The organism is Tardiphaga sp. P9-11, from assembly GCF_008329525.1.
GTDB lineage: Bacteria > Pseudomonadota > Alphaproteobacteria > Rhizobiales > Xanthobacteraceae > Tardiphaga.
Window position 1 is genome coordinate 246,935 of record NZ_NPKQ01000006.1, and the last position, 25,102, is coordinate 272,036.

A 25,102-nucleotide genomic window follows, 5' to 3' on the forward strand; every position below is an offset into this window, starting at 1 on the left:
CGATTTACTCAGGGACGCGCTTGAGTGGTTTTCTGCCCCTCGGGCGGAAGGCCCGCAGTGGCATTCACATCAGTCCAGGCGGTCGCCTTGACCTTGTCGCCGGCAGCAAATTTCTGGAAGCCTTCAACGACAACGCGCTCGCCACCCTTGAGACCTTCGGTCACGAACCACTGGCCGTCCTGCACGGCGCCAGTGCGCACCATCTGAACGGCGACACGACCGTCATCCTTGACAACGAACACTTCGGCGCCGCCGCCGCCATTGCGCTGAACCGCCTGTTGCGGAACTGCAATGGCGTCGGTATCGATGCCCTGCTCGATCTGCACACGCACATACATGCCAGGCAGGAGCTCGCGCTTGGGATTGGGGAATTCGCCGCGCAAGGTCACCTGACCGGTGAAAGTGTCCACCTTGGCTTCAGAAAACAGCAGCTTCCCCGGCAGCGAATAGAGCGTACCGTCATCCAGCATCAGCCGCACCTTGGCAGCACCGGGGGCGATCCGCTCGAGATCACCGGTCTCGAAGGAGCGGCGCAAGTTGTTCAGTTCGGACACCGACTGCGTGAAGTCGGCATAGATCGGATCGAGCTGCTGAATGGTGGCAAGATTGGTATTGTCGTTCTGTGCAAGCAATGCACCTTCGGTCACCAGAGCGGCTCCGACAATGCCATCGATCGGTGCACGGATGGTTGCGTAATCCAGATTCAGGCGCGCCCGGGCCACATCGGCCTTCTTGGACGCAATCTCGGCTTCAGCCTGACGCTGCGCACCGACTGCTTTCTCAGCTTCCGCTTCGGAGACTGCTTTCTGCAGTGCAAGACCCGACACGCGCTTGGCCTGCATCGACGCGAGGTCATAGGCCGCTTCCGCCTTGTGCAGCGACGCCTTTGCAGACTGCAATTCCACCTCGAACGGCTTCGGATCGATGCGATACAACGTATCGCCCGCCTTCACCTCGGTGCCCTGATGAAACGCACGCTCGATGATGATGCCCGATACACGCGAGCGCACGTCCGCGACACGCGTCGGTGCGATACGCCCGGGCAATTCGCGAACCAGTGCTCGTCGCTGTTGGCTAACGGAAATAATGCTGACCTCAGGCTCGCTCACCTGCGGCGGCGCTGACGCCACCGCGTCCTTCGGTTCGTTACATCCTGCAAGCACGGGCGCGAGTCCCGCCAGCAGAAGCGCGAAGCCTGCAGAGCGTGCGTTCAACATCGTCATTTACTTTGGTATCCCAGGTTGCGCATTCGAACATGCATCAACGGATACGCTGGACCTCATTATGGTCGTCATGCGCGTAGCCGGATTAATCGAACCGATTTGATTACGCAGAATAAAAACCGCAGTGCTGCGGCGCAATACATATCGAGGCGGCGCATTGCCACACGGTCTATCGCATTGAACTCGCAACAGCTTTGGAGACTCACGCGAACGTGAATCGGATGGAACCCACGCTAGTTTGGTTAACGGCGGTCATCCGGTAGTGACTCACGCCCATTCGCTTCCATCCGCCTGGACAAACAGGCCTGCCGTCGCGAGAAAGAACCAGCGCCAGCTCGCATCCACAGCGCTGTATCGCATCCATCGATTGGACCCAGGATAGGTTCGACCTCGTCGCGAGAGCGATCGAAGTTGTCGAACCAATCATTCGCCGTTCGCGCAATGCGTGCCGCTCCACGCCCACTCCTTCTCGATAGGGAGTAGGCCTGCATATCGTTGGATGAGATGATGCCCCGGCCACCGGCCATGGCGCACTGCCTGTGCCGACAGCACCGAGCGAGAAGTCCAGATCGTATCGACCCGGCGTTCGCAAGTATAGAAACGTCATGCAGGGTCCCGTAAACGGCTCAACAAAAGGGTCTTTTGCAAAACCGTGGCAGGTCTGGCCGGGTTTCAACTGGAAGTTCCCGGTGACATCGGTGATTCCGGCGGTATCCGATCTTTTTTTGTCGCGGGGCTGTGCCATATTGCCCACCGAACCTTTCCTCGCAGGCAGATGAACCGCACATGGCGCCAGGCCCCTCGTCCCGCTCCGCGATGGAGATCGAACTGACCAAACTGTCATCGCCCCGAATCTTCCTGGTCCGGATGCTGGTGTTCCTGGTGCTCTGCGGTCTGATCATGACCGTGCTCTACAAGCAGATCGTTCTCGCCTTCTTCGCCAACCCAGGGCTCAACGCGCTCATCGGCGCGGTGCTGGCGATCGGCATTATCCTGTCGTTCCGGCAGGTCATCCGGCTCTATCCGGAAGTCTCCTGGGTCAACAGTTTCCGGATTTCCGATCCCGGCCTCGCGCTGGACCGTCGCCCGACCCTACTGGCGCCGATGGCCGCAATTCTCGGCGGCGAGCGCACCGGCCGCATGACCATCTCGCAGCAGACCATGCGGCATCTGCTGGATTCGATCGCAACGCGCCTTGACGAATCCCGCGACATCTCGCGCTACATGACCGGCCTGCTGGTGTTTCTGGGCCTGCTCGGCACCTTCTGGGGTCTGATCGAGACCGTTGGCTCCGTCGGCAAGGTGATCGAAGGCCTCAAGGTCGGCGGCGACGCCGGCTCGCTTTTCGACACCCTGAAGGAAGGCCTCGCTGCGCCGCTCGCCGGCATGGGCATCTCGTTTTCGTCATCGCTGTTCGGCCTTGCGGGATCTCTGATCCTCGGTTTCCTCGACCTGCAATCCAGCCAGGCGCAGAATCGTTTCTATACGGATCTGGAGGACTGGCTCGCCTCCACCGTGAAGGAATATTCCGGCGAGATGGCAGCCCCTATTGCGACATCGGGAACCTCGCCAGAATTGCAGGATGCCATAGAGCGGCTGCGGCGCTCCATCGAGGACGGCAACAACAACCGCGGCACCACGACCGCTATGGCCAATCTCGCCGATGCGATCCAGAGCCTCGTCGCGCATATGCGCAGCGAGCAGGAAATGATCCGCGAATGGGCGGATGGACAGGGTGAGCAGAGCCGCGAAATCAAGAAGCTGCTGGAGCGCATCGCGCGCCAGCCAGAGAAGAACTAGCCCATGGCATTGGCACGCAATCGCCGCGGCTCTTCCGAATTCAACTACTGGCCGGGCTTTGTCGATGCACTGTCGACACTCGTGCTGGCCATCGTCTTCCTGCTGTCGATCTTCCTCGTGGTACAGTTCTATTTGTCACAGGAAGTCACCGGCAAGGACAAGGCGCTGGAGCAGCTCACCGCGAAGCTGGCACAGCTGAACGACCTGCTGTCGCTGGAGAAGCTCGGCAAGCTCAATCTCGACGAACAGCTGTCGCAGATGCGTGCCGGACTTTCGGCTGCCGAGTCCGAGCGTGACCGGATCAAGGGGCTGTATGACGGTCTCTCCGGGGCCGGCTCCGATGCCGCAGGCCGCAACACTGAACTCAACAAGGCGCTGGATTCCGAGAAGCAACTCTCCGCGCGTGCGCTGGCGCAGGTCGAGGTGCTGAACCAGCAAATCTCGGCGCTGCGCCGCCAGCTCGCGGCACTCGAAGAAGCGCTGGAAGCCTCCGAGAAGCGCGACAAGGAATCGCAGGGGCGGATCGTCGATCTCGGCCAGCGCCTCAACGTCGCGCTGGCGCAGCGCGTTCAGGAACTGTCGCGCTATCGCTCCGAATTCTTCGGGCGCCTGCGCGCTATCCTCGGCAACCGCCCTGACATTCGCGTGGTCGGCGATCGCTTCGTGTTTCAGTCGGAAGTGTTCTTCGATGTCGGCCAAGCGGCTTTGCTCCCCGAAGGCCGCGCCGAGCTGGACAAGGTCGCGAGCGCCCTGATCGAACTCGACAAGCAAATCCCCGCCGAAATCGCCTGGGTGATGCGCGTCGACGGCCATACCGACTCGCGGCCGATCCTCAACAGCCCGCTGTTCAAGTCGAACTGGGAGCTGTCATCGGCGCGCGCGATCTCGGTGGTGCAGTATCTGATCTCGCTCGGCGTCCCCGCGCAGCGCCTCGTCGCTGCCGGCTTTGCCGAAAACCAGCCGCTGGATACGGCGCAGACCGAAGAAGCCTACAAGCGCAACCGCCGCATCGAACTCAAGCTCACCGAGCGCTGAGGGCATGTCTGAGGCATTTAAGTTGCGTCCCTATCGCGAGAACGATGAAGACGCGTCCATCACCTTGTGGCTGGAGACATGGCGGCAGGCCTATCCGTCGATTAATTTCGATGCCCGCGTAGAATGGTGGCGCGAGCGATGGCGCACCGAACTGGTGCCAGTGGCGCAGATCGTGATCGCGGAGCAGGACGGCGCGATGGTCGGCTTCGTCACCATCGACCGCACCGGCTATCTCGACCAGCTCGTAGTCAGCCCGCCCCAATGGGGATCTGATGTCGCCCGATTGCTTGTCGATGACGCCAAGCGGCTGTCGCCCACCGGCGTGACGCTGAAGGTCAATGCCGATAATGCCCGCGCTATCAAATTCTATGTACGCAACGGCTTCGTCAAAACGGGCGATGAAGTGAACACGTCAGGCCGTGCCGTTGACCTGATGGAATGGAAGCCGTAGCAAGCTTCCCATCGTCGACACTCACACCCCGAACTGCAACCGCGCCAGTCGTGCATAAAGCCCGTTCGCGGCGACCAGCGATGCATGTGTGCCCTGCTCGACGATACGGCCATGATCCATGACGAGGATACGGTCGCAGGACAACACGGTGGCGAGGCGATGGGCGATCACCAGCGTGGTGCGGTGCTTCATCAGCTCTTCCAACGCGGTCTGCACCAGTGTTTCGGATTCGGCATCGAGCGCGGAGGTCGCTTCGTCGAGCAACAGCAGCGGTGCGTCGCGCAGGATGGCACGCGCGATCGCAATGCGTTGACGCTGGCCGCCGGAGAGCGTGACGCCACGCTCGCCGAGTTGCGCGTCGAATCCATCAGGCAGGCGGCGAATAAATTCGGTGGCATGGGCCAGCGACGCGGCGTGCTCGACTTCGGCATCCGTCGCGTCGGGACGACCGAAGCGAATATTCTCGCGGGCGGTTGCAGCGAACACGACGGAGTCCTGCGGCACCAATGCGATGCGCTTGCGCAGTTCGCGCGGATCGACGTCGCGGATCGGCACGCCGTCGACGGAGATGGCACCGCCCTTGGGATCGTAGAAGCGCAGTAGCAAATGAAACAGCGTGCTCTTGCCGGCGCCGGACGGGCCGACGATGGCAACCTTCTCGCCCGCCTTCACCGACAGCGACACGCCAGCCGCCGACAGGATCTCCGGGCGGGTCGGATATGCAAAGGAAACGTTGTCGAACACGACGTCACCGCGTGCGGGTTGCGGCAGAGCACGCGGCGCGACCGGGGCGACCACGGCGGATTTGACATTGAGGATTTCGAACAGACGCTCAGCCGCGCCCGAGGCAGCCGAGATCTCACCCCAGACTTCGCTGAGCTGGCCGAGGCTGGAGGCTGCAAACGCCGCGTAGAGCACGAACTGGCCGAGCCGGCCGGGCGTCAACGAGCCCGTCAGGACATCGTGCGAGCCGACCCAGAGAATGCCGACGACGCTCGAGAACACGATGAAGATGATGATCGCGGTCAGCACCGCGCGCGCGCGCGTCGAGCCGCGGGCGGCTTCATAGGCCTGCTCGACTTCCTTGCCGAAGCGCGCATTGGCCAGATTCTCGTTAGTATAGGCCTGCACGGTCCGGATCGAGCCGACGAGCTCACCGGCATAGGCCGAGGCTTCCGCCAGCGTGTCCTGCGCATTGCGCGACAGACGACGCACCCAGCGCCCGAAGGCCACCAGTGGAATCACGATCAGCGGGATTGCCGCCAGCACGAAGCCCGAGAGTTTCGGGCTCGAGACCACCATCATGGCAGCGGCGCCGAGAAACAGCACGAGATTGCGCAGCGCGATAGAGACAGACGCTCCGACTGCCGACTTGATCTGGGTGGTATCCGCGGTGAGCCGCGACACCAGTTCGCCGGAGCGCGACGTATCGAAGAAGGACGGCGACAGCGCGGTGAGATGTGCAAACACGTCGCGGCGCAAATCGGCAACAATACGCTCGCCGATGGTCATCACGAGGTAGTAGCGGGCGGCACTGGCGAGCGCGAGCACGACCACGACAGCGATCATCACGCTGAAATAGTTGTTGATCATCGCGATGCCTTCGGGGCTGAAGCCGAAGTCGATCATCCGCCGCGCCGCAATCGGCACGACGAGCGTGGTCACGGCCGCAACGGTCAGCGACACAAGCGCCAGAAGCGCGCGTCCGCGGTACCGCGCCACATAGGGCGCCAGCGCCAATAGCGGGCGCAATTTGGCTCGGCTGGGTTGTACCGGAGGCTCCACGACAGCGTCTGCCAGCGATGACTCCGCCAGCACGGGATCGGGCTGCGGAACCGGCGGCTTGGCCGCGCGGGGGGTCTCAAGCCGTTCGACTGCACTCATGATTTATAACCGTTCTTGTCGTTGCCCTGAGATAGGCCGACCCGAGCCCAGAGGCAAATGACCTAGGTCAATTCCTGGCGGGTAAATTGCCCGGGAGTAATGACCCGAGAGGGGACGATCCGTCACGGCGGTCCTTGTCTCCTGCACGTTCCTGCGATATAGAGCGGCCAAATCCGCCATCGAAATCACAGAGATTCAGGCGCCGGCGCGCCGAAGGAACCGTCATGAAAGCCGAAATTCACCCGGATTATCATAACATTACCGTCGTTATGACTGACGGTAGCGAGTATCAGACCCGCTCGACCTGGGGCAAGGAAGGCGACAAGCTGAACCTCGACATCGATCCGCGGTCGCATCCGGCCTGGACCGGCGGCACCACCCAGCTTCTCGACCGCGGTGGCCGCGTGTCGCGCTTCCAGAAGAAGTTCTCGGGCTTCCTCAAAAAGGAAGACTGATCCTTTTAGATCGGCCCTTTCGGGCTGGTCCGACTGCCTTTCAAAACGCCTCTGCAACATGCAGGGGCGTTTTTCGTTACTGGCCGACCAATGTCACGCCGGTACCTTAAAACCGCCTCCGTTACCCTCCCAATAAGGTGCGCCACATCACCTTGCGCGGGGGCGCAACGAGACCATGCCGACCAACACCGGGCACCACCGCAAGAAGCCGCGTCAGGCGCGCTCCGTTGCGACCGTGGGCATCCTCTTGGACGCCGCTGCCCTCGTGCTGGTGGACGAAGGCTACGAACGCGCCACCACCAACAGGATCGCCGAACGCGCCGGCGTCAGCATCGGCTCCCTCTATCAGTATTTTCCGAATCGGGACGCACTGTTCGGAGCCCTCCATGGCCGGACGGAAGCGCAAATGTCCGAAAATATCTGGCAGACCATTTCAGAATTCGAAGGGCTGGATCTGCGCGGGTTCCTCCGTTCCGGCCTGAACACCGCAATCAGCCAGCACGCACGCGTCCTGCCGCTGCTGAAAGTCTTGATGGAGACGGCCTCGGGCCGCCCGCCTGTTCAGTGGCCATTCGATCGCTTCCCGCAGCGACAAGGCCTGTTGCGCGGCATGTTCGACAGTCATGCCGACGAGCTGCGCCCCGGCTTCAATCGCGAGGCCGGCAGCTTCTTCATTCCGAAAATGGTCGGCTCGGCGCTTGATGCTGCGATCGCATTCCGTCCAGACGCCTTCGCTAATGGCGAGCTGGAACAGGAGCTGGATACGATGTTGTCGTACTATCTGCTCGGAGATCGCTAGAAGCGTGAACCAGCAAGCGCGGTGTTGGCCCACGCTGTGCAGGCGCGCGGTGCTAGCGCACGCCCACGTCGAACGAATAAGCTACGCCGACGCCGTAGGTGACCTGATTGGTGGATCCCCGGAATTTCACCAGTGGGCTGTCAGCGATACTGCCGAGCAGCTTGTCGTATTCCACATAGCCGCGTACTTCCCACTGCGGATCGAGCTTGTAGCGCAGCTGCGCACCGGCACCGACCGAGCTTGAACCGCCCTTGGCGTCGTAGACCGGCAGGCCGGAGGCCAGTGCCTCAACATTGCTGACGCTGAAGTAGGCCGATGTGTACTTTGCGTTGGTCGCGGTGTAGCGCGGGCCGGCCGCGAAGGTCATGCGTTCGTTGATCGGCACGATCACATCCGCCGAGAAATCCGCGACGACGCCCTCATGACCGCCGAAACCGCGGCGCAATTCTGAGCGAAGACGCAGCCAGTCGAAAGCGTAATACTCGGCGAAGCCGCCGAGCTCAACGGCAAAGTCGACGTCCTTCAAGCCACGCAACTCGCTGTGGTCGCTGGCCTTGCGGGAGCCTTTGTAGGCGCCGACCGGACCGGCGCGAAAGCCGCCGACATCGATCAGGGCGAAGCTCGCATTGTCCCGCATGCTCTTGAAACGCGCCGGCGTGCCCGCCCGGCGTATAGAGATGATCGGCTTCGGCCCAAGCTTGGAGCTACCCGCGCCTTCATAGGACGGCTGCATTTCGCCGCCGATCCCGACGGTCACGGTCCAGCCACCGGAGGCCGAGGGCACGAAGGGCACGGATGGCAGCATCACCACTGGATCAGCCGCCACCGCTACCGCCGGCCCTGCCAACACACCAATCACAACGATCAGCCCACGAGACAAAGACATCAAATTCCCATTTGGACCGGCGCGGAGTTTCTGTGTGGCCGCGCTTCAATGCCACATCGTTGCGATTGTCTCCGTGCGACATGGAGTCACCACAGCAATGCAAAGATAGCGGACGCGATCTCTCCTCCAAACTCGCATTGGTTAGACGCCGGACGTGTAGCTCCCGGTCGAGAAACCCTATGCCAGCAACGCTTTGCGAGAGAAGACGCTATGCTTGCGGCGTCATCGCTCACATTTCAGCACAACGTGGCAGTGATATCTGAAAGAAGAGATCGTTGCAGTCTGCGGCATCGCGCCGCAGCACCGACATTATAGCCGATGAGCCTACGCCTTCGCAGGCGCGTCGCTTCTCCGCGGGATGAAGCGCTGCGTGATCCAGTTGCGGCCGGGCATTTCGACGAAGCGATAGCTCACTTCCGCCAGCGCCCAGATGATAGCGAAAGCAACCAGCGATGCAGCGACATATACCCATTCGATCTGGCCGAAATGCCGCCAGGTCCGCACCGTGAAGCTGATGAAAAGCGGGTGGATCAGGTAAATCGAATAGGATATGATACCTAGTCGATAAACCAGCGCATTGCCGAACAACAGCTGCGCCATCCGGCCGTCACGCGAGAGGACCGCGACCAGCGGGATGTAGAGCAGATACATCAGTCGATCGCTCGCATCGGCCAGACCGACGGCGACGATCGCGAACGGAAGTGCGATCACGAGGATGTCCTGCACGCTCGCCGACAGGCGATCGACCAGACTGCCGAAGCGGAAGATCGCGAGGCCCAGCGTGAAGCCCGCCACCGCGCGCAGCAATGGATAAAGTGAATTGCCGTTGACGACGTCGAGCGGCCCGCCCGAACCGCGGCCACTGATGCTGACGGCATAGATGCCGAGCAACGCCACGATCACGGCAACGCCCGCGATCCATTTGCTGCCGCGCTGAGTGAAGGGCATCAGGATCGGCAGCAGCAGATAGGAGCCCATTTCGGCGCTCGCGGCCCAGGCAACGCCAATGACCGGGAAAATGTAGAGACCCCAGCCGGTCATCATCAGCAGGTTGCCGGTCCAGTCCCAGGCTGAATACATCTCCAGCTTCTCACCGGACAGACCAGCCGCGATCTTGACCACATATAACAGTCCAATAATGAAGTAAGCCGGGTATAACCGCGCGACCCGCTTCAGCATGAAATGCGCAAACGCCTTGCCAGTGAGATGCAGGAACGCGTCGCGATAGGTGAGCGCCATCACATAGCCTGACAGCATGAAGAACAGGTCGACCAGCAGATAGCCGTAGGGAATGCGGAAGAATGAGCCGGTGCCGCCGGTTGCGAGCTGCACATCGCCGAAATGATACACCACGATGACAGCGGCAGCGACGCCGCGCACCCCGGTCAATGCCCTGATATCGCCTGCCATCGCAAATGCCCCCGCTGCACCTGGCTCATGTTTAGCGCATGAGCAGCGAGCGAGGAACAGCGTTCAGGAATGTGAGGAACGCGTGTTCAGCGTTCGAACGCGGCCTTCAGGCGATTGAGCTGCGGCACCAACGGATTGCCGATCGGGGCATGCGTGGTGGTCGCGGCGTGGATCGAGATGTCGAGACGACGAACCTTGGTCTGCAGCACCATCGAACGTGCGATCAGTATCTGCAACTGCTCGGGCAATTTGAGCAACATTTCTTCCGGGCTAGGATCTGCGGCGCTGAGCTTCACCTTGGTCTTTTCGCGATTGGCCTGAGTCAGCGTCATCTCGCCTTCCTTCACTGCACGGTGCAGCAGGAGCCAAGAGGCAAGCTGCATAAGGCGCGTGGTGAGACGCATGCTTTCGGTGGCGTAGGTCAGGCTGACGGAGCGATCCAGCGCCTTGGCCTCGGTACGGCCGAGACCGTCGAGATAGGCTGCGGTCTCTTCGACCAGATCCATCCCCTCGCGAAACAAGGCGCCGAAGGCAGCGGAATTGGTCAGCCGCTCGCTGAACTGAACAAGAGCGGGTTCGCGATGCAAACGATCCGACATAGTTAACGCCTCACGCAGGTGGTTTCGCAGCCAGCTCTGAACGGCGGGCTTATGATGAACAAATCATTACGCGTGCGTGCGCGAGAGTCCAGCGGCGTAAAATTAAAGAAGTATTTATGGTTTCCAACGCGATTTAAGGATCGCGGGCGCCCCAAAAGAAGACATGAGTACCAAAAAAAGAGCCGCCGTTTCCGGCGGCTATAAAGTTGATAACAGGGAGGCGTCAAACAGAGTGGACAGGAGCCACTCGGTGTCCAAACAAGGACAATTTGAGTAATATGCGAGAAAGCTTAATTGCGCGTAAATGCGCGGGCTTTCTTCACGATCCGTTTGCCATGCGAAGCGTCGCAATCTGTCTCGGAATGAGACAATGCCGATGCCGTGATTTGAAGGAACCCGGGCGGCGTTGTCCCCGGATATCGCTTCGCTTATCCGGGCGATAGATACTTCACGATTTAAAAAATCGATCCGCTGCATCGCGCGTCGCGCGCTTCAAGGTCATGCTCGATTGCAGCCGCGTGATCTCGCCGTTGAGCAGCGCGATCCGCTCGGCGAGTTCTTCCACCGATAGCAGCGAGAGGTCCTGCCCGATCTCGTGGCTGACTGTCTGCTTCGGTTTATCGTCGTCGTCGATCGCCATTGGGGCCCTCCCCGTCTCAAATTCGAATATGCACCAGATGTTGCCAGCGTCGCACCGGCTGTTTAATCAGATCACCAGTCAACATCCCGTACGCCGCAAGGACAAATCATGGAAAAGCTGCCCGCGCAAATGACCGTCGTTGGTATCAGCAAACCGGGTGGTCCCGAGGTGCTGATTCCCGAAACGCGTTCCGTTCCGAAGCCCGGCCCCGGCGAAATCCTGGTCAAGGTCGCAGCTGCCGGCGTGAACCGCCCTGATGTTGCGCAGCGCTCCGGCGCCTACCCGCCGCCGCCCGGCGCCAGCGATCTGCCGGGCCTCGAAATCTCCGGTGAAGTCGTCGCCCTCGGCGAAGGCGCCACCAAACACAAGCTCGGTGACAAGGTGATGTCGCTGGTCGCCGGCGGTGGCTACGCACAATATTGCATCGCCCAGGACGCGCAGGCGATGACGGTCCCCGAAGGCTTCTCTATGACAGAAGCCGGCGCCACCGCCGAAACGCTGATGACCGTCTGGCACAATGTGTTCGAGCGCGGCGGATTGCAGCCAGGCGAGACCGTGTTGATCCATGGTGGTTCTTCCGGCATCGGTACCATGGCAATTCAGCTCGCCAAGGCGCTCGGTTCCAAGGTGATCGTCACCGTCGGCTCGCAGGACAAGGTCGATGCCTGCTTGAAGCTCGGCGCCGATCACGCCATCAACTACAAGACGGAAGATTTCGTCGAACGCGTCAAGGAGATCACCAAGACCGGCGTCGAGCTAATCTTGGACATGGTAGGCGCGGACTATGTGGAAAAGAACTTCGACGCCGCCGCCATCGATGGCCGCATCGTGCAGATTGCGGTGCTGAACGGCCCGAAAGCCACTATCAACGCCGCCAAGATCATGGTGAAGCGGCTGCACTATACCGGTTCGACCCTGCGACCCCGCTCCAATGCCGACAAGGCCGCCATGGTTAGGGCGATCGAGGCAAATGTCCTGCCGCTGCTGAAGGCTGGCAAGGTTAAGCCTCTGATGGACAGCACTTTCCCGCTGGAAAAGGCCGCAGATGCGCACAAACGCATGGAAACCAGCGCACATATTGGCAAAATTGTGTTGGTGGTTTAGGGCTGGAGAACAGCCGGAAACCCTTTGATTTATCTCGCTTTCATGTCATTTATCGCGCGTCGGGAAATGGCCCTGCTTCTGCGTGACGCAGGGTCGATGTTTTGTTGATCGCGGAGAATGACATTGCGTTTGATCAGGTGGCTCGCGCCCCTCGCGCTGGCCCTCATGATTGTTGTTGCCGCAGCACCGGCACAGGCTGTTGACGCTGTCAGCGTCCGCGGTGATGCGCCTGCGATCGATCTCACCGGCATCCTCGAATATCAGCATAGCGACACCGACCGCATCCAGGTCTCCACCGCGCCCGGCACCGACGGCATCGTCCGCCGCATCGAGGTGCGTGGCCGCGAAGCCGGTCAGAATTGGGTGGTGTTCGCGCTCGCCAACAACACCGACGATCAGCTCGATCGTCTGATCGTTGCGCCGCATTATCGCATCGTGTCGTCCGGCCTCTTGTGGCCCGATCTTGGCCTCTCGCGCATTGCGACGATCACGCCATCGACTGGCGATCGTCCGGAGCGTCAGGACTCGGCCACGGCCGACATCTTCCGCGTCACCCTCGACCCCGGTGCCGTCATCACCTTCGTCGCCGAACTGCGCACCAACAAACTGCCGCAGCTCTATCTGTGGGAGCCGGAAGCCTACAAGGACAAGGTCAACTCCTTTACGCTTTACCAAGGCATCGTCATCGGCATTTCCGGCCTGCTGGCGTTGGTGCTGACGATCCTGTTCGTCGTGAAGGGCAGCATCATGTTCCCGGCTGCCGCGGCGCTGGCCTGGGCCGTGCTGGTCTATATCGGCGTCGACTTCGGCTTCTGGGGCAAGGTGCTGGACATGTCGTCGGGCGCCGAGCGTGTCTGGCGCGCGTCGGGCGAAGCAATCCTGGCAGCGACTCTGCTGGTGTTTCTGTTCGCCTATCTCAATCTCAGTCGATGGCATGTGCGCTACTCGCACATCACGCTCGGCTGGCTGGCGTTTCTCGGTTCACTCGTCGGCTTGGCGCTATTCGATCCTGCGGTTGCCTCGGGCATCGCGCGCATCTCGCTGGTGCTGATCGCTTTCGCCGGCTTCGCGCTGATCGTCTATCTCTCCACCCACGGTTTCGACCGCGCTGTATTGTTGATTCCGACCTGGTTTCTGCTCGTGGTCTGGGTCGTCGCGGCCGGCATGACGGTTGCGGGCAGCGTCACTAATGACATTGTCGGCCCTGCACTGCTCGGCGGGCTGGTTCTGATCGTGATGCTAATCGGCTTCACGGTCATGCAGCACGCTTTCGCAGGCGGCGGCGCCACCAATGGCGTTGTCTCCGACGTCGAGCGCCGCGCGCTGGCGCTGACCGGCTCCGGTGACCTGATCTGGGATTGGGACGTCTCCGCCGACAAGGTATTCACCAGTCCCGAGACCGAGGCCCTGCTCGGTCTCAAGCGCGGCACGCTGGAGGGCCCGGCCGCGAGCTGGCTTGAAGTACTGCATCCGCTCGATCAGGACCGCTTCCGGGCCGCGCTGGACAGCGTGCTCGACCAGCGCCGTGGTCGCCTCGTGCAGGACTTCCGCCTGCGCACCCCTGACGGTCACTTTATGTGGTTCGCGCTCAAGGCGCGCCCGGTGGTCGGCTCCGACGGCGAAGTCTCGCGCGTGGTCGGCACGCTCACCGACGTCACCGAGATGAAGAATGCCGAAGAGCGCATGCTGCACGACTCGGTGCATGACAACCTGACCGGCTTGCCGAACCGCAAGCTGTTCATCGACCGCCTCAATGCCGTCGCGAATTTCTCCAAGACCGTGCCGACCATGCGGCCGACCATCATGGTGATCGATCTCGATCGCTTCAAACAGGTTAACGATTCCGTCGGCATCGCCGTGGGCGATTCGATCCTGCTGACGCTGGCGCGCCGTCTCACCCGCATTCTCAAGCCGCAGGACACGCTGGCCCGCCTCGCCGGCGACCAGTTCGGCCTGATCCTGATGTCCGAACAGGACGCCGCCAAGATTACGGCGTTTGCCGAAACCATCCGCAAGACCATCCGCGCGCCGATTGCCTTCAACGACCGCGAGATCTTCCTCACGGCCTCGATCGGCCTCGCGCTCTCTGATCCCGCGGTACCGCTGACCGACGAGCTTATCAAGGATGCCGAGCTCGCGATGTATCATTCGAAACGGATCGGCGGCGATCGTATCGATGTCTACAAACCTGCGATGCGCGCCCGCAAAACGGATCGCCTGACGCTTGAATCCGAACTGCGCCGCGCCATCGAGCGCCAGGAAATCACGATCCTGTATCAGCCCATCGTGCGGCTGGAAGATCGCTCCATCGCTGGCTTCGAGGCGCTGGCACGCTGGGACCATCCCAAGCTCGGCCGTATGTCGCCGTCGGAATTCATCGCGATTGCCGAAGAGATCGGCCTGATCATCGATCTCGGCATGTTCGTGATGGACCAGACGGCACGCCAGCTCGCGATCTGGCAGCGCGCGATGCGCTCGCGCGAACCGATCTTCGCCAGCGTCAACGTCTCCTCGCGGCAGCTGCTGCGCCACGACCTCCTGCATGACATCCGCACCGTGCTGTCACGCTCATCCGTCGCCCGCGGCACGCTGAAGCTCGAACTCACCGAGTCACTGGTGATGGAAAATCCGGAACATGCTGCGCAGATGCTGCACCGGATCCGCGAACTCGGCACGGGTCTTTCGCTTGATGATTTCGGGACCGGCCATTCGTCGCTGTCTTATCTGCAGCGCTTCCCGTTCGATACGCTGAAGATTGACCAATCCTTCGTCCGCACCACCTCACGGGGCACCCGCCCAGTGATCCTCAAATCGATCATCGCCATGGCCCACGACCTCGGCATGGACGTCGTCGCCGAAGGCGTCGAGACAGACTCGGATGCCGTGGAAATGTATCAGCTCGGCTGCGAATACGCCCAAGGCTTTGCCTTTGGCGAGCCGATGGATGCGGATGCGGCGATGCGCATGCTGACGGAAGAGCGGCTGGAAGCGGCGAGCTGAGTAGAGCCGCCGCTGGGTAACTAGAAGTCCAACGAATGCTTACGCGTGCCCGGCCTCGGCCGACAACATCCCCGGCGCTATGCCAATCTTCTGCAGAGCGCGGATGTACTTCTCCTCGATATCGCCGCCGAAGATGAGATCCTCATCGGCCGCGCAATGCAGCCAGCCGTTGCCCTGGATTTCGTCTTCAAGCTGGCCCGGCGCCCAGCCGGCATAACCCAGCGCGAGGATCGCGTGCTTGGGCCCACCACCATTGGCGATGGCGCGCAGGATATCCACGGTCGCGGTGAGGCAGACGCCATCGTCGATCGGTAGCGTCGCGTCTTTGATAAAGAAATCGCTGGAATGCAGCACGAAACCGCGGCCGGTCTCGACCGGGCCCCCCTTCAGCACTTTCATGCTTTCGGCGCTTTCCGGGAGCTTGATGCTGTCCGACTTTTCAATGATGTCCAGTTGGACCAGTAATTCGGGGAAATCGATGCTGCCTGCAGGCCTGTTGACGATAATGCCCATGGCGCCTTCCGACGAATGCGCACAGACGTAAATCACCGAACGGGCGAAGCGCTCGTCTTCCATCACAGGCATGGCGATCAACAACTGCCCGTCGAGGTAGTTGCCAGTGTCGCCAGCGCTGGATTTCGCACGGCTTTTCCGAGGTCGCTTGCGCGTGGGTTCCATCAGCAAACCGCTCTCATTTCGTTGCTTATCCTGATATTGGGTCCGGGTTCTGTCAATCTGCCTTCCGCAACGCATACGAAAACCGGATCACAAGCAGTTCAATAGCTTAAGACAGGTTTGGCTTTATGACAGGCCTACCCTGTAAGGACGCCCGATGACCGCATCTGTTCCGCATCACATTGTCGCTGTCTGCGCCGCGGGCCTGCTCCTCACCTGCAGCGCGCTGGCGGAGGATACCTCACCTTGGCAGATAGACAGTCATTCGCAGATCAGGCTTGTGGCAGGCTCGCGTAGCGGTCCTGTGATGCTGGGGGGTATCGCGATCCAGCTGCAGCCCGGCTGGCACACCTACTGGCGGAATCCCGGTGATTCCGGGGTGCCTCCACGCTTCGATTTCTCCAAATCGGAGAACCTGGATACCGTCACCATCCTGTGGCCGGCGCCGAAAAAATTCGAGGATGGGGCCGGTGGCCTGTCGTTGGGCTATGTGAAACAGGTGGTGCTGCCGATGCGGGTGATCGCCAAGGACCCCGGCAAAGCGGTGATTCTCCGTGCGGCGATCAATTACGCGGTCTGCGACAAGCTGTGTATCCCGGTCGACGCCAATGCTGAACTCGCTTTTACTAGCGTGGCAAGCACTGAAGATGGCGCGCTGACCACGGCACTGGATACGGTGCCCAAGCCGGCTACCATCGGCGACGCCAATCCGCTGACGGTGCGCGACCTCAAGCGAGAGGGCAGAAATGTGTTCGTTGACGTCGTTGCGCCCGAAGGCAGCGAGCCCAACCTGTTCGTCGAGGGACCGACGCCGGAATGGGCGCTGCCGATCCCCAAACTCGAGGCCAAGAGTCCGCCAGGCGTGAAGCGCTTCAGCTTCGAACTGGATGGCGTGCCACCCGGCGCCACGACCGACGGCGCCGCGCTGAAACTGACGCTGGTCGGCAGCGACCGCGCCTACGAATTCAACGTCAACCTGCCCTGATACCGCTGGCGCGTAGCAATTCCGCACAACCTGTGCGCCTCCATCCAACCGGATATTAACGACTGCTTGCTACGCTAGACCGCTGCCGCACGCCTGCGGCTGAGGACCTTGTCGTGGCCGTGATGGACGCAGACTCCGCACCCGCAAGCGAGCCCGCTGGCCTCAAGGCCAGACTGCGCGCGCTGTTCACCGGCTCAGGCGAAGCCTCGCTCACGCGCCGTCTCGCCGGCACCATCTTCCTCATTCGCGTAATCTCGGCCGGATTCGCTTACTTCTCGCAGATCCTGCTGGCGCGCTGGATGGGCACGTCAGATTACGGCATCTACGTCTATGTCTGGACCTGGGTGTTGCTGCTCGGCTCGATGATGGATTTCGGCATCGCCGCCTCGGCCCAGAAGATCATCCCGGAATATCGCGCCAGCGGTGACTACGCACGGCTGCGCGGCTTTCTCTCTGGCAGCCGCTGGATGACCGGCATCGTCTCGCTCATCGTCTCGCTGTTGCTCGCGGGCCTCGTCAAACTCATCTCACCCTGGATCGATGCTGCTACCGTGGTGCCGCTCTATCTCGGCTGCCTGACGCTTCCCGCTTTTGTCGTCGCCAACACGCAGGACGGCATCGCGCGTTCGCATGACTGGATGCGCCTCGGCCTGATGCCGCAATTTATCATCCGCCAGGCGCTGATCATCGGCTTCACCGCCGGCGCCTTCGCACTGGGCTTTAAGCTTGGTGCGACCATCGCAATGCTGGCCAGCGTCGCTGCCGTCTGGGTCGCGATGACCGGCCAGATGATCGTGCTCAACCGCCGGCTTCACACCCATATTGAGCCTGGCCCAAAGGCCTATGACTATCGTGGATGGCTCGCGGTCTCGCTGCCGATCCTGCTGGTCGAGAGCTTTTATCTGCTGCTGTCCTATACCGACGTGCTGGTGCTGCAGCAGTTCGTCTCATCCGATGAGGTCGGCGTGTACTTCGCTGTGGTGAAGACCCTGGCGCTGGTGTCGTTCATTCATTACGCGATGTCGGCGACAACGGCGCATCGCTTCACCGAATATCACGCCGCCGGCGACAAGGACCGCCTCGCCGCTTATGTGACGCATGCCATCAAATGGACGTTCTGGCCGTCATTGGCCGCGACACTGATCCTACTCGCTTTGGGCAAGCCGCTGCTGTGGCTGTTCGGCCCGCAATTCACCAGCGGTTACGACATCATGTTCATCGCCGCCATCGGCCTCGTGGTCCGCGCCGCCATCGGCCCGGTCGAGCGTCTGCTGAACATGCTGGGCCACCAGCACATCTGCGCCGTAGCCTATGCGTCGGCCTTCTTGATGAATCTGGTGCTGTGTCTCATGCTGGTGCCCAAATTCGGTGGCCATGGCGCAGCGGCAGCGACATCCATCGCGCTGACGTTCGAGACGATCTTGTTGTTCTGGATCGTGCGGCAGCGGCTGGGATTGCACGTGCTGGCGTTCGGGAAGCGTTCTTAAACTTCCCCCTACGCTGGACGCACTACCACCTCCACGTCATGCCCGGGCTTGTCCCGGGCATGACGGCGTTGTTTGCCTACTCCGCCGTCCAGCCGCCATCGATCGACAGGTTGGTGCCCGTAATCTGCGCGGCATCGTCACCGCACAGAAACAGCGCCAAGGCCGCCACCTGCTCGGAGGTGACGAATTCCTTGGTCGGCTGTGCTGCCAGCAGCACGTCGTTGATGACCTGCTCCTTGGTGAGGCCCCGCGCCTTCATCGTGTCGGGGATCTGCTTCTCCACCAATGGCGTCCAGACATAGCCCGGTGAGATGCAGTTGCAGGTGATCTTGTGGGTGGCCACTTCCAGCGCCACGGTCTTGGTCAGGCCGGCGATGCCGTGCTTAGCGGAGACATAGGCGGATTTGAACGGTGATGCGACCAGCGAATGCGCCGAGGCGGTATTGATGATGCGGCCCCAGCCGCGCTTCTTCATACCGGGAACAGCCGCGCGAATGCCATGAAAGGCCGACGAGAGATTGATGGCGATGATCGCATCCCACTTCTCGATGGGAAACTCCTCGATCGGCGACACAAACTGGATGCCGGCATTGTTGACGAGGATATCGACCGAACCGAAGGTGCTTTCGCCGAGCGCGATCATCCCTGCGATTTCCGCAGGCTTTGTCATGTCGGCGGGCGAGTGGATGGCCCTGACCTTGAAGTCGCTTTCGATCGCCGCGCGCTCTTTCTCGATGTCTTCCGGTGCGCCCATGCCGTTGATCACGATGTTGGCGCCGGCGCTGGCGAAAGCGCGGGCATAGGCCAGCCCGATGCCGCTGGTCGACCCGGTGACGACGGCAGTCTTGCCTGTGAGATTAGCCATTACTTGCTCCTGTTAGACGTCAAATGCAGCGGAAGGTTATTGTAGTCGTCGGCCGTGAGCGCATGGGTCACCATCGATTCATCGGATTGTGGCCGCTCGAACCAGTCCTTGTGGCGCATCGACAGGAATACATCGCGCTCACCGGCGTTCCAGTGTTCGACCATGCCGATGCGCGAGAAATTATAATCCTTCGACGACGACTCGTAATTCTTGCTCGTATAGATCAGATGCACCACCGTAACGGTATTTTCCTTGGCGGCTTCCGACAGCAGCGCCACGCCGGGGTCCTGCTTCAGGTCCTCCGGTAATTTTCCGATCAGATCGCGCAGCGCCTTGCGGATGTTGTGGATCTTCTTGTTCTTGTCGGTATTCATGCGGGTGCGGCTGGAGAAGCGAATGTCCTTTTCACGCTCCTGCGCCTCCAGGATCGATTGCGGCAGTGGCCCGCGCGCACTGAACAGATCGACCTGGAAGACCAGAAGATCGCTGGTCACATCGTCCAGTACGAAATCCAGAGGCGTGTTGGAGGCGATGCCGCCATCCCAGAAATGTTCGCCATCAATGACGATCGAGGGAAAGCCCGGCGGCAGCGCGCCGGAGGCCATGATGTGTTCGGGCTCGATCCTTTTGCGATCTTTCTTGAAGAGCGTATTGTCAAAGTAGGTGAAGTTGCCGGTGGTGACGCTCACGGCACCGACGCTCAGGCGCGTCTTGCAATCGTTGAGGCGATCGAAGTCAACCAGCCGTTCCAGCGTCGCCTTCAGCGGTGCAGTGTCGTAATAGCTCTGCGATTGCGGACTGCCGGGCGGCCACAACGGCGCAGGCGGAATCCGCGGCGCGAAAAATCCTGGCACGCCGAAGGTCGCAATGACAGCGGCACCAGCCTCATAGAAAAAAGAGCGGGCGCGGTCGTCGGTCAGCATTGGACTCCAGGGCACCGGCGACGCCGCCATTTCCCAGAATTCCTTGAGCTTGCCGATCCGCTTGTCGCGCTCGTTTCCCGCGATGATCGCAGCGTTGATGGCGCCGATGGAAATTCCGGCCACCCATTCCGGCTCGAAGTCATGGTGGCAAAGCGCCTCATAGGCGCCGGCTTGATATGAGCCGAGCGCACCGCCGCCTTGCAGCACCAGCACGCGCTTGGCCTCTGCGGGCTTGCTGGTGGCCCGGGATTGAGGCTGATCGGATATATCCATGGGACCACTCGATCATCGGCGACGGGAACCATACCGTGCCGCTCCCTTGTCGCGGCGTCAATCACAGATGGTGCAGAGCACCATCACGCTTCGGCTATCTTGGGAGGCTTATTTAGATTCGGTCGAAGCCAGGATCATGGTCCAGAACACCTTGTATTTGGTGTTGGGAGCATAGATCGCCGCGATGCCCAGTTTTGTGACACCGGACTTCAGCATATTGGCCCGGTGGGGCGGCGAGTCCCGCCAGCCAGAGAAAGCTTCAGCCATGGTGTGATAGCCGGCCGAGACGTTCTCGACCGCCAGGGTCGCCGGATAACCGCCGGCATTCAGACGCTTGGCTAGCGGCGCCTTCACGTCGTGATCGAGCTTGTTTCGTTTCGCCATGGCGGTGGACTGGTCTTCCGCCAGCGCCATCAATGCGGGATCGACCACTACCGGGCCGAGGCCGTTGTTCTGCCGGTAAAGCGAGATCATCGAAGCCGCCGCCACAGGGTCGAGCTTTGCGCCGCCATTGGCCATGCTGAGATACATGGTGGGCTGGTCCGGCACGGTATCGACGGTCCCCGCGCACCCTGCCAGCAACAGAAATCCCAGACTGGCCAGAGCCACCCGCTTCATCGGCAATCCCCCAAATCAAGGGGCCGTTGTTGCACACCAACCGTGGCTGAAAGGTGAACGAAGGGGATTTTTTGAAAGCGCCGTCACTCCTGCCCGGCAAAAATCCGGTATCGGCGCGGCTGCAAGCTGATCGCATCGCCCGTGGTGAGCGGACGGTCGCGCGGGGCATCGATTTCCACCAGCGTATCATCGTCGGACAGTGCAATATCGGCGCGCTGGATCGGGCCGAAAGTGCGGACGCGGCGCACAGTGCCTTCGAAGGCCCCCTCCCCGACAGGACCGATCTGCATGTCGTGACGACGAACAAACAGTTTCGAGGGACCGACGGCACTGCCCGCGTCGATGTTGAGCGGGCGATGGCCGAGCTTCACCTGGCCGTCGCGCACATCGACCGGGAGCACGATCGACTCGCCTATGAATGAGTGCACGAAAGCCGTCGCCGGATTGTCGTAAACGTCACCAGGCGTGCCTATCTGTTCGATCTTGCCCTTGTCCATCACCACGACGCGGTTGGCGACTTCGAGTGCCTCCTCCTGGTCATGCGTGACGAAGATCGAGGTGACGTGGATTTCCTCGTGGAGCGTACGCAGCCATTGGCGCAATTCCTTGCGTACCTTGGCATCGAGCGCGCCGAACGGCTCGTCTAGCAACAGAATCCGCGGCTCGATGGCCAGTGCGCGCGCTAGCGCGATGCGTTGGCGCTGCCCGCCGGACAGCTGACTCGGGTAGCGATTGGCGAGCCAGTCAAGCTGCACGAGATCGAGCAATTCCTTCACCCGCGCTCGGATCTGCGCTTCGCTCTTGCGCACGGCGCGCGGCTGCACGCGCAGGCCGAAGGCAACATTCTCGAACACGCTCATATGGCGGAACAGCGCATAATGCTGAAATACGAAACCGACATGACGCTCGCCGGCGCCGCGCGCCAATGCGTTCTCGCCGTCGAACGAGACTTCACCGGCATCCGGCCAGTCAAGCCCTGCGATAATTCGCAGCAATGACGTCTTGCCGGAACCGGACGGCCCAAGCAGCGCGAGCAATTCACCATCCGCGACCCGGAGGTCGACATTATCTAGCGCCTTAAAGGCACCGTACTGCTTTACGATATTCCGAACTTCAATCGTCACGGTGCAGCTGTCCTTCTTCGATCTGGCCTTCGAGGATGGTCTTTGCGATCAGCGTTACGAGCGCCAGCAGGGCCAGCAGGGACGCGATCGCGAACGACGCCACCAGTTGATATTCATTATACAGGATTTCCACCAGCAGCGGCATGGTGTTGGTCTCGCCGCGAATGTGGCCCGACACCACCGAAACCGCGCCAAATTCACCCATTGCCCGCGCATTGCACAACAGCACACCGTAGAGCAGACCCCATTTGATGTTGGGGAGCGTCACCACGATAAAGGTGCGCCAGCCGCTCGCACCCAGTGAGATCGCGGCCTCTTCCTCCTGCGATCCCTGCTCCTGCATCAGCGGGATCAATTCCCGGGCGACGAACGGGAAGGTGACGAAGGTTGTCGCCAGTACGATCGCCGGAACGGCAAACAGAATGTTGATGCCATGCGACATCAGCCATGGCCCAAAGAAACCCTGCGCGCCAAACAGCAACACGAACACCAGACCGGAGATGACCGGACTGACCGAGAACGGCAGATCAATGAGCGTCACCAGCAGGGTCTTGCCCCTGAATTCGAATTTGGCCACCGCCCAGGCGGCGGCAACGCCGAACACCAGATTGAGGCTGACCGAGATCACCGCCGTGATAAGCGTCAGCCAGATCGCTGCGAGCGCCTCGGAATCTGCCAAAGCCGACAGATAGAACCCGACGCCCTTGGACAAGGCTTCCGAGAACACCAGAATCAGCGGCAACACGACGAAGACAGTCAGGAACGTCACCGCAACGCTGATAATGATCCCGCGCACAAGCCATGGTTCGGTATGTGGATCATGTCGTGCCACTGACTGGGCGCGCTCCACGGTGACTGGCGAATTGATAATTGTAATGGTCATGTCAGGTCAACTCACGGCCAGCGCACGGGTCTGCGCCCAGCGCTGCAGCCGATTGAGGAGGAGGATGATCAGGAACGAGACGACCAGCATCACCACCGCGATCGCCGTCGCATCGGCGTAGCGGAATTCCGACAGCCGGATGACGATCAAGAGTGGTGCGATCTCCGACACATTCGGAAGATTGCCGGCGATGAAGATGACGGAGCCATATTCACCGACGGCGCGGGCGAAAGCCAGAGCGAAACCGGTGAGAATGGCAGGCGTGAGGCTGGGAATGATCACGCGGGTGATGGTCTGCCAGCGCGACGCACCGAGACAGACGGCAGCCTCTTCGATCTCGACATCGAGATCGATCAGGACCGGCTGCACTGTGCGGACCACGAACGGAATACCAATGAACACCATCGCAAGGAAAATGCCGAGCGGCGTGAACGCCACCTTGATGCCGAGCGACGCAAGCGGCGCGCCAAGCCATCCATTTTGCGCGAACAGCGTCGTCAGCGCGATGCCTGCCACCGCAGTGGGGAGGGCGAACGGGATGTCGACGATAGCGTCGAACAGCCGGCGACCGGGAAAGCGGTAGCGCACCAACGCCCAGACGATAATCAGGCCAGCGACCAGATTGACCAACGCAGCCGCGAAAGCCAATCCGAACGAAATCCTGAGCGCGTGTAGCGTCCGGCTGCTGGTGACGGTATCGAAGAATTGCGAGAGGCTGAGATCCGCAGTCTTGACGAACAATCCGGCCAGCGGGATCAGGATCAGGAGCGACAGCCATGTCAGGGTCAGGCCCATGCTCAGACCGAATCCCGGCAACGCACTTCGTTTAGGTGCCGCGCTCACAATGTCCCCTTGCTTCGGTAAAAGCCCCAGACCGGCATGCCGACCTGGGTGTTTCGTTGCGAACGGTCAGTTCTTGTAGATCTTGTCGAACACACCACCGTCGGTAAAGTGCTCGCTCTGCGCCTTTGTCCAGCCTCCAAACACGTCGTCAATCGTGAACAACTCAACCTTGGCGAAGGAGGCCTCGTACTTCTTGGCAATATCGGCATCACGCGGACGGTAGAAATTGCGCGCGGCGATCTCCTGACCTTCCTTGGTGTACCAGTATTTCAGATAGGCTTCCGCAGCGACTTTGGTGCCCTTCTTGTCAGTGACGGTATCAACGACGGCGACCGGCGGCTCGGCGAGAATTGAAAGCGACGGCGCCACGATCTCGAATTTGTCCTTGCCGAACTCCTGGATTGCCAGATAGGCCTCATTTTCCCAAGCCAGCAAGACATCGCCGACACCGCGCTGGACGAAAGTGATGGTCGAGCCCCGTGCGCCGGTATCGAGAACCGGAACGTTCTTGAAGATGCTACCGACGAACTCTTTGGCCTTGTCCTGCGATCCATATTTCTTCAGAGCATAGCCCCAGGCGCCGAGATAGTTCCAGCGCGCACCGCCAGAGGTCTTCGGATTCGGCGTGATGACGCTGACGCCGCTCTTGATCAGATCGTCCCAGTCCTTGATGCCTTTGGGGTTACCCTTGCGCACGAGGAACACGATGGTCGACGTATAGGGCGACGAATTCTGCGCCAGGCGCTTCTGCCAGTCCCTGGCCAACAGGCCCTTATTGGCGATTGCGTCAATGTCATAAGCAAGCGCGAGGGTGACCACATCGGCTTGCAGACCATCGATCACAGAGCGCGCCTGCGCCCCCGAGCCGCCATGCGACTGCTTGATTTCGACGCTCTTGCCGGTTTCCTTCTGATACGCAGCAGCAAACGATTTGTTGAAATCGACATATAGTTCGCGCGTCGGATCGTACGACACGTTGAGCAGCGAAATGTCTGCCGCATGCGCCGATGCTGCAATTAAGAGACCCGCGATGACGGGAAGAACACGACGGACCATTTTGATCTCCATCCAACCTGACAACACGATCGTCATAAGGTGGGGGCAAAATCTTGAAGAAGCACCGCCAAGTCAACGAAACCA

General features: G+C 61.0%; 23 protein-coding genes. 9 read left to right on the top strand and 14 right to left on the bottom strand.

What is annotated here, in order from left to right:
• Nucleotides 1-8 precede the first annotated feature (8 nt).
• The gene (locus CIW50_RS20665) at nt 9-1,223 is read right to left on the bottom strand and encodes an efflux RND transporter periplasmic adaptor subunit (protein ID WP_149533062.1); all 1,215 of its coding nucleotides are present in this window, start codon (nt 1,221-1,223) and stop codon (nt 9-11) included.
• A 786-nt stretch (nt 1,224-2,009) separates the two neighbouring features.
• Between CIW50_RS20665 and CIW50_RS20670 the strand changes: the two genes are divergently transcribed.
• Genes CIW50_RS20670 through CIW50_RS20680 form a run of 3 tightly spaced genes read left to right on the top strand, consistent with a single transcriptional unit; the run spans nt 2,010 to nt 4,509 of the window.
• Nucleotides 2,010-3,023, top strand: coding sequence for a flagellar motor protein MotA (locus CIW50_RS20670; RefSeq protein WP_149533063.1), 1,014 nt, complete (start codon nt 2,010-2,012; stop codon nt 3,021-3,023).
• Nucleotides 3,024-3,026: 3 nt separating this feature from the next.
• Complete coding sequence (locus CIW50_RS20675) at nt 3,027-4,058, top strand: peptidoglycan -binding protein (protein ID WP_149533064.1); 1,032 nt, start codon at nt 3,027-3,029, stop codon at nt 4,056-4,058.
• Nucleotides 4,059-4,062: 4 nt separating this feature from the next.
• Nucleotides 4,063-4,509 carry a GNAT family N-acetyltransferase gene (locus tag CIW50_RS20680; RefSeq protein ID WP_149533065.1) on the top strand — a complete coding sequence of 149 codons (447 nt, stop codon included), beginning with the start codon at nt 4,063-4,065 and terminating at the stop codon, nt 4,507-4,509.
• 21 nt (nt 4,510-4,530) lie between these two features.
• Here CIW50_RS20680 and CIW50_RS20685 read toward each other — a convergent pair whose 3' ends face one another.
• A complete protein-coding gene (locus tag CIW50_RS20685) occupies nt 4,531-6,393 on the bottom strand; it encodes an ABC transporter ATP-binding protein/permease (protein WP_149533066.1) in 1,863 nt (620 codons plus the stop codon).
• Nucleotides 6,394-6,617: 224 nt separating this feature from the next.
• On the opposite strand from CIW50_RS20685, the gene rpmE reads away from it, so the two are divergent.
• Together rpmE and CIW50_RS20695 are read left to right on the top strand one after the other, a co-directional pair.
• Nucleotides 6,618-6,848 carry a 50S ribosomal protein L31 gene (rpmE, locus tag CIW50_RS20690; RefSeq protein ID WP_068735135.1) on the top strand — a complete coding sequence of 77 codons (231 nt, stop codon included), beginning with the start codon at nt 6,618-6,620 and terminating at the stop codon, nt 6,846-6,848.
• 175 nt (nt 6,849-7,023) lie between these two features.
• Complete coding sequence (locus CIW50_RS20695; protein WP_149533067.1) at nt 7,024-7,647, top strand: TetR/AcrR family transcriptional regulator; 624 nt, start codon at nt 7,024-7,026, stop codon at nt 7,645-7,647.
• Between the two features lie 52 nt (nt 7,648-7,699).
• Here the strand turns inward: CIW50_RS20695 and CIW50_RS20700 are convergent, their stop codons facing one another.
• From CIW50_RS20700 to CIW50_RS20715, 4 genes are all read right to left on the bottom strand, one after another.
• Nucleotides 7,700-8,533 (bottom strand): MipA/OmpV family protein, encoded by an 834-nt coding sequence (locus CIW50_RS20700; RefSeq protein ID WP_149533068.1) that lies wholly within the window; start codon nt 8,531-8,533, stop codon nt 7,700-7,702.
• Between the two features lie 324 nt (nt 8,534-8,857).
• Nucleotides 8,858-9,943 (bottom strand): acyltransferase family protein, encoded by a 1,086-nt coding sequence (locus CIW50_RS20705; RefSeq protein WP_149533069.1) that lies wholly within the window; start codon nt 9,941-9,943, stop codon nt 8,858-8,860.
• A gap of 86 nt (nt 9,944-10,029) precedes the next feature.
• Nucleotides 10,030-10,542, bottom strand: a complete 513-nt coding sequence (gene rcdA, locus CIW50_RS20710) for a protease adaptor protein RcdA (protein ID WP_149533070.1) — start codon at nt 10,540-10,542, stop codon at nt 10,030-10,032.
• 448 nt (nt 10,543-10,990) lie between these two features.
• A complete protein-coding gene (locus CIW50_RS20715; protein WP_149533071.1) occupies nt 10,991-11,182 on the bottom strand; it encodes a DUF1192 domain-containing protein in 192 nt (63 codons plus the stop codon).
• Between the two features lie 108 nt (nt 11,183-11,290).
• On the opposite strand from CIW50_RS20715, the gene CIW50_RS20720 reads away from it, so the two are divergent.
• Entirely contained in the window at nt 11,291-12,286 is a 996-nt protein-coding gene (locus CIW50_RS20720) for an NAD(P)H-quinone oxidoreductase (protein ID WP_149533072.1), read from the top strand.
• Nucleotides 12,287-12,409: 123 nt separating this feature from the next.
• Complete coding sequence (locus CIW50_RS20725) at nt 12,410-15,286, top strand: EAL domain-containing protein (protein WP_172980406.1); 2,877 nt, start codon at nt 12,410-12,412, stop codon at nt 15,284-15,286.
• A 39-nt stretch (nt 15,287-15,325) separates the two neighbouring features.
• On the opposite strand, the gene CIW50_RS20730 is transcribed toward CIW50_RS20725, so the two are convergent.
• Nucleotides 15,326-15,964 (bottom strand): YqgE/AlgH family protein, encoded by a 639-nt coding sequence (locus CIW50_RS20730; RefSeq protein WP_149533073.1) that lies wholly within the window; start codon nt 15,962-15,964, stop codon nt 15,326-15,328.
• 154 nt (nt 15,965-16,118) lie between these two features.
• Between CIW50_RS20730 and CIW50_RS20735 the strand changes: the two genes are divergently transcribed.
• A complete protein-coding gene (locus tag CIW50_RS20735) occupies nt 16,119-16,946 on the top strand; it encodes a protein-disulfide reductase DsbD domain-containing protein (protein WP_149533074.1) in 828 nt (275 codons plus the stop codon).
• A gap of 113 nt (nt 16,947-17,059) precedes the next feature.
• The gene (locus CIW50_RS20740; protein ID WP_172980402.1) at nt 17,060-18,433 is read left to right on the top strand and encodes a flippase; all 1,374 of its coding nucleotides are present in this window, start codon (nt 17,060-17,062) and stop codon (nt 18,431-18,433) included.
• Nucleotides 18,434-18,509: 76 nt separating this feature from the next.
• On the opposite strand, the gene CIW50_RS20745 is transcribed toward CIW50_RS20740, so the two are convergent.
• The 7 genes from CIW50_RS20745 to CIW50_RS20775 all read right to left on the bottom strand — a co-directional run bounded on the left by CIW50_RS20745 (nt 18,510) and on the right by CIW50_RS20775 (nt 25,018).
• On the bottom strand, nt 18,510-19,298 hold the full coding sequence (locus tag CIW50_RS20745) for a 3-hydroxybutyrate dehydrogenase (RefSeq protein WP_149533075.1): 789 nt from the start codon (nt 19,296-19,298) through the stop codon (nt 18,510-18,512).
• The gene (locus tag CIW50_RS20750) at nt 19,298-20,494 is read right to left on the bottom strand and encodes a DUF3734 domain-containing protein (RefSeq protein ID WP_149533076.1); all 1,197 of its coding nucleotides are present in this window, start codon (nt 20,492-20,494) and stop codon (nt 19,298-19,300) included. The genes CIW50_RS20745 and CIW50_RS20750 overlap by 1 nt, the downstream gene beginning before the upstream one ends.
• A 108-nt stretch (nt 20,495-20,602) precedes the next feature.
• Nucleotides 20,603-21,112 carry a CAP domain-containing protein gene (locus CIW50_RS20755; protein WP_149533077.1) on the bottom strand — a complete coding sequence of 170 codons (510 nt, stop codon included), beginning with the start codon at nt 21,110-21,112 and terminating at the stop codon, nt 20,603-20,605.
• 83 nt (nt 21,113-21,195) lie between these two features.
• Nucleotides 21,196-22,236 carry a sulfate/molybdate ABC transporter ATP-binding protein gene (locus tag CIW50_RS20760; RefSeq protein WP_149533078.1) on the bottom strand — a complete coding sequence of 347 codons (1,041 nt, stop codon included), beginning with the start codon at nt 22,234-22,236 and terminating at the stop codon, nt 21,196-21,198.
• Nucleotides 22,226-23,119: a sulfate ABC transporter permease subunit CysW gene (cysW, locus tag CIW50_RS20765; protein WP_149533079.1), complete on the bottom strand. Its 894-nt coding sequence runs from the start codon at nt 23,117-23,119 to the stop codon at nt 22,226-22,228. The genes CIW50_RS20760 and cysW overlap by 11 nt, the downstream gene beginning before the upstream one ends.
• 6 nt (nt 23,120-23,125) lie before the next feature.
• Nucleotides 23,126-23,962: a sulfate ABC transporter permease subunit CysT gene (gene cysT / locus CIW50_RS20770; RefSeq protein WP_502707515.1), complete on the bottom strand. Its 837-nt coding sequence runs from the start codon at nt 23,960-23,962 to the stop codon at nt 23,126-23,128.
• Nucleotides 23,963-24,028: 66 nt separating this feature from the next.
• Entirely contained in the window at nt 24,029-25,018 is a 990-nt protein-coding gene (locus tag CIW50_RS20775) for a sulfate ABC transporter substrate-binding protein (protein WP_149533081.1), read from the bottom strand.
• Nucleotides 25,019-25,102 lie beyond the last annotated feature (84 nt).

Bases quoted from the DNA above. Each gene is read 5' to 3' on its own strand.
- CIW50_RS20665 (WP_149533062.1), bottom strand. From the start codon at position 1,223: ATGACGATGTTGAACGCACGCTCTGCAGGCTTCGCGCTTCTGCTGGCG.
- CIW50_RS20670 (WP_149533063.1), top strand. From the start codon at position 2,010: ATGGCGCCAGGCCCCTCGTCCCGCTCCGCGATGGAGATCGAACTGACC.
- CIW50_RS20675 (WP_149533064.1), top strand. From the start codon at position 3,027: ATGGCATTGGCACGCAATCGCCGCGGCTCTTCCGAATTCAACTACTGG.
- CIW50_RS20680 (WP_149533065.1), top strand. From the start codon at position 4,063: ATGTCTGAGGCATTTAAGTTGCGTCCCTATCGCGAGAACGATGAAGAC.
- CIW50_RS20685 (WP_149533066.1), bottom strand. From the start codon at position 6,393: ATGAGTGCAGTCGAACGGCTTGAGACCCCCCGCGCGGCCAAGCCGCCG.
- rpmE (WP_068735135.1), top strand. From the start codon at position 6,618: ATGAAAGCCGAAATTCACCCGGATTATCATAACATTACCGTCGTTATG.
- CIW50_RS20695 (WP_149533067.1), top strand. From the start codon at position 7,024: ATGCCGACCAACACCGGGCACCACCGCAAGAAGCCGCGTCAGGCGCGC.
- CIW50_RS20700 (WP_149533068.1), bottom strand. From the start codon at position 8,533: ATGTCTTTGTCTCGTGGGCTGATCGTTGTGATTGGTGTGTTGGCAGGG.
- CIW50_RS20705 (WP_149533069.1), bottom strand. From the start codon at position 9,943: ATGGCAGGCGATATCAGGGCATTGACCGGGGTGCGCGGCGTCGCTGCC.
- rcdA (WP_149533070.1), bottom strand. From the start codon at position 10,542: ATGTCGGATCGTTTGCATCGCGAACCCGCTCTTGTTCAGTTCAGCGAG.
- CIW50_RS20715 (WP_149533071.1), bottom strand. From the start codon at position 11,182: ATGGCGATCGACGACGACGATAAACCGAAGCAGACAGTCAGCCACGAG.
- CIW50_RS20720 (WP_149533072.1), top strand. From the start codon at position 11,291: ATGGAAAAGCTGCCCGCGCAAATGACCGTCGTTGGTATCAGCAAACCG.
- CIW50_RS20730 (WP_149533073.1), bottom strand. From the start codon at position 15,964: ATGGAACCCACGCGCAAGCGACCTCGGAAAAGCCGTGCGAAATCCAGC.
- CIW50_RS20735 (WP_149533074.1), top strand. From the start codon at position 16,119: ATGACCGCATCTGTTCCGCATCACATTGTCGCTGTCTGCGCCGCGGGC.
- CIW50_RS20745 (WP_149533075.1), bottom strand. From the start codon at position 19,298: ATGGCTAATCTCACAGGCAAGACTGCCGTCGTCACCGGGTCGACCAGC.
- CIW50_RS20750 (WP_149533076.1), bottom strand. From the start codon at position 20,494: ATGGATATATCCGATCAGCCTCAATCCCGGGCCACCAGCAAGCCCGCA.
- CIW50_RS20755 (WP_149533077.1), bottom strand. From the start codon at position 21,112: ATGAAGCGGGTGGCTCTGGCCAGTCTGGGATTTCTGTTGCTGGCAGGG.
- cysW (WP_149533079.1), bottom strand. From the start codon at position 23,119: ATGACCATTACAATTATCAATTCGCCAGTCACCGTGGAGCGCGCCCAG.
- CIW50_RS20775 (WP_149533081.1), bottom strand. From the start codon at position 25,018: ATGGTCCGTCGTGTTCTTCCCGTCATCGCGGGTCTCTTAATTGCAGCA.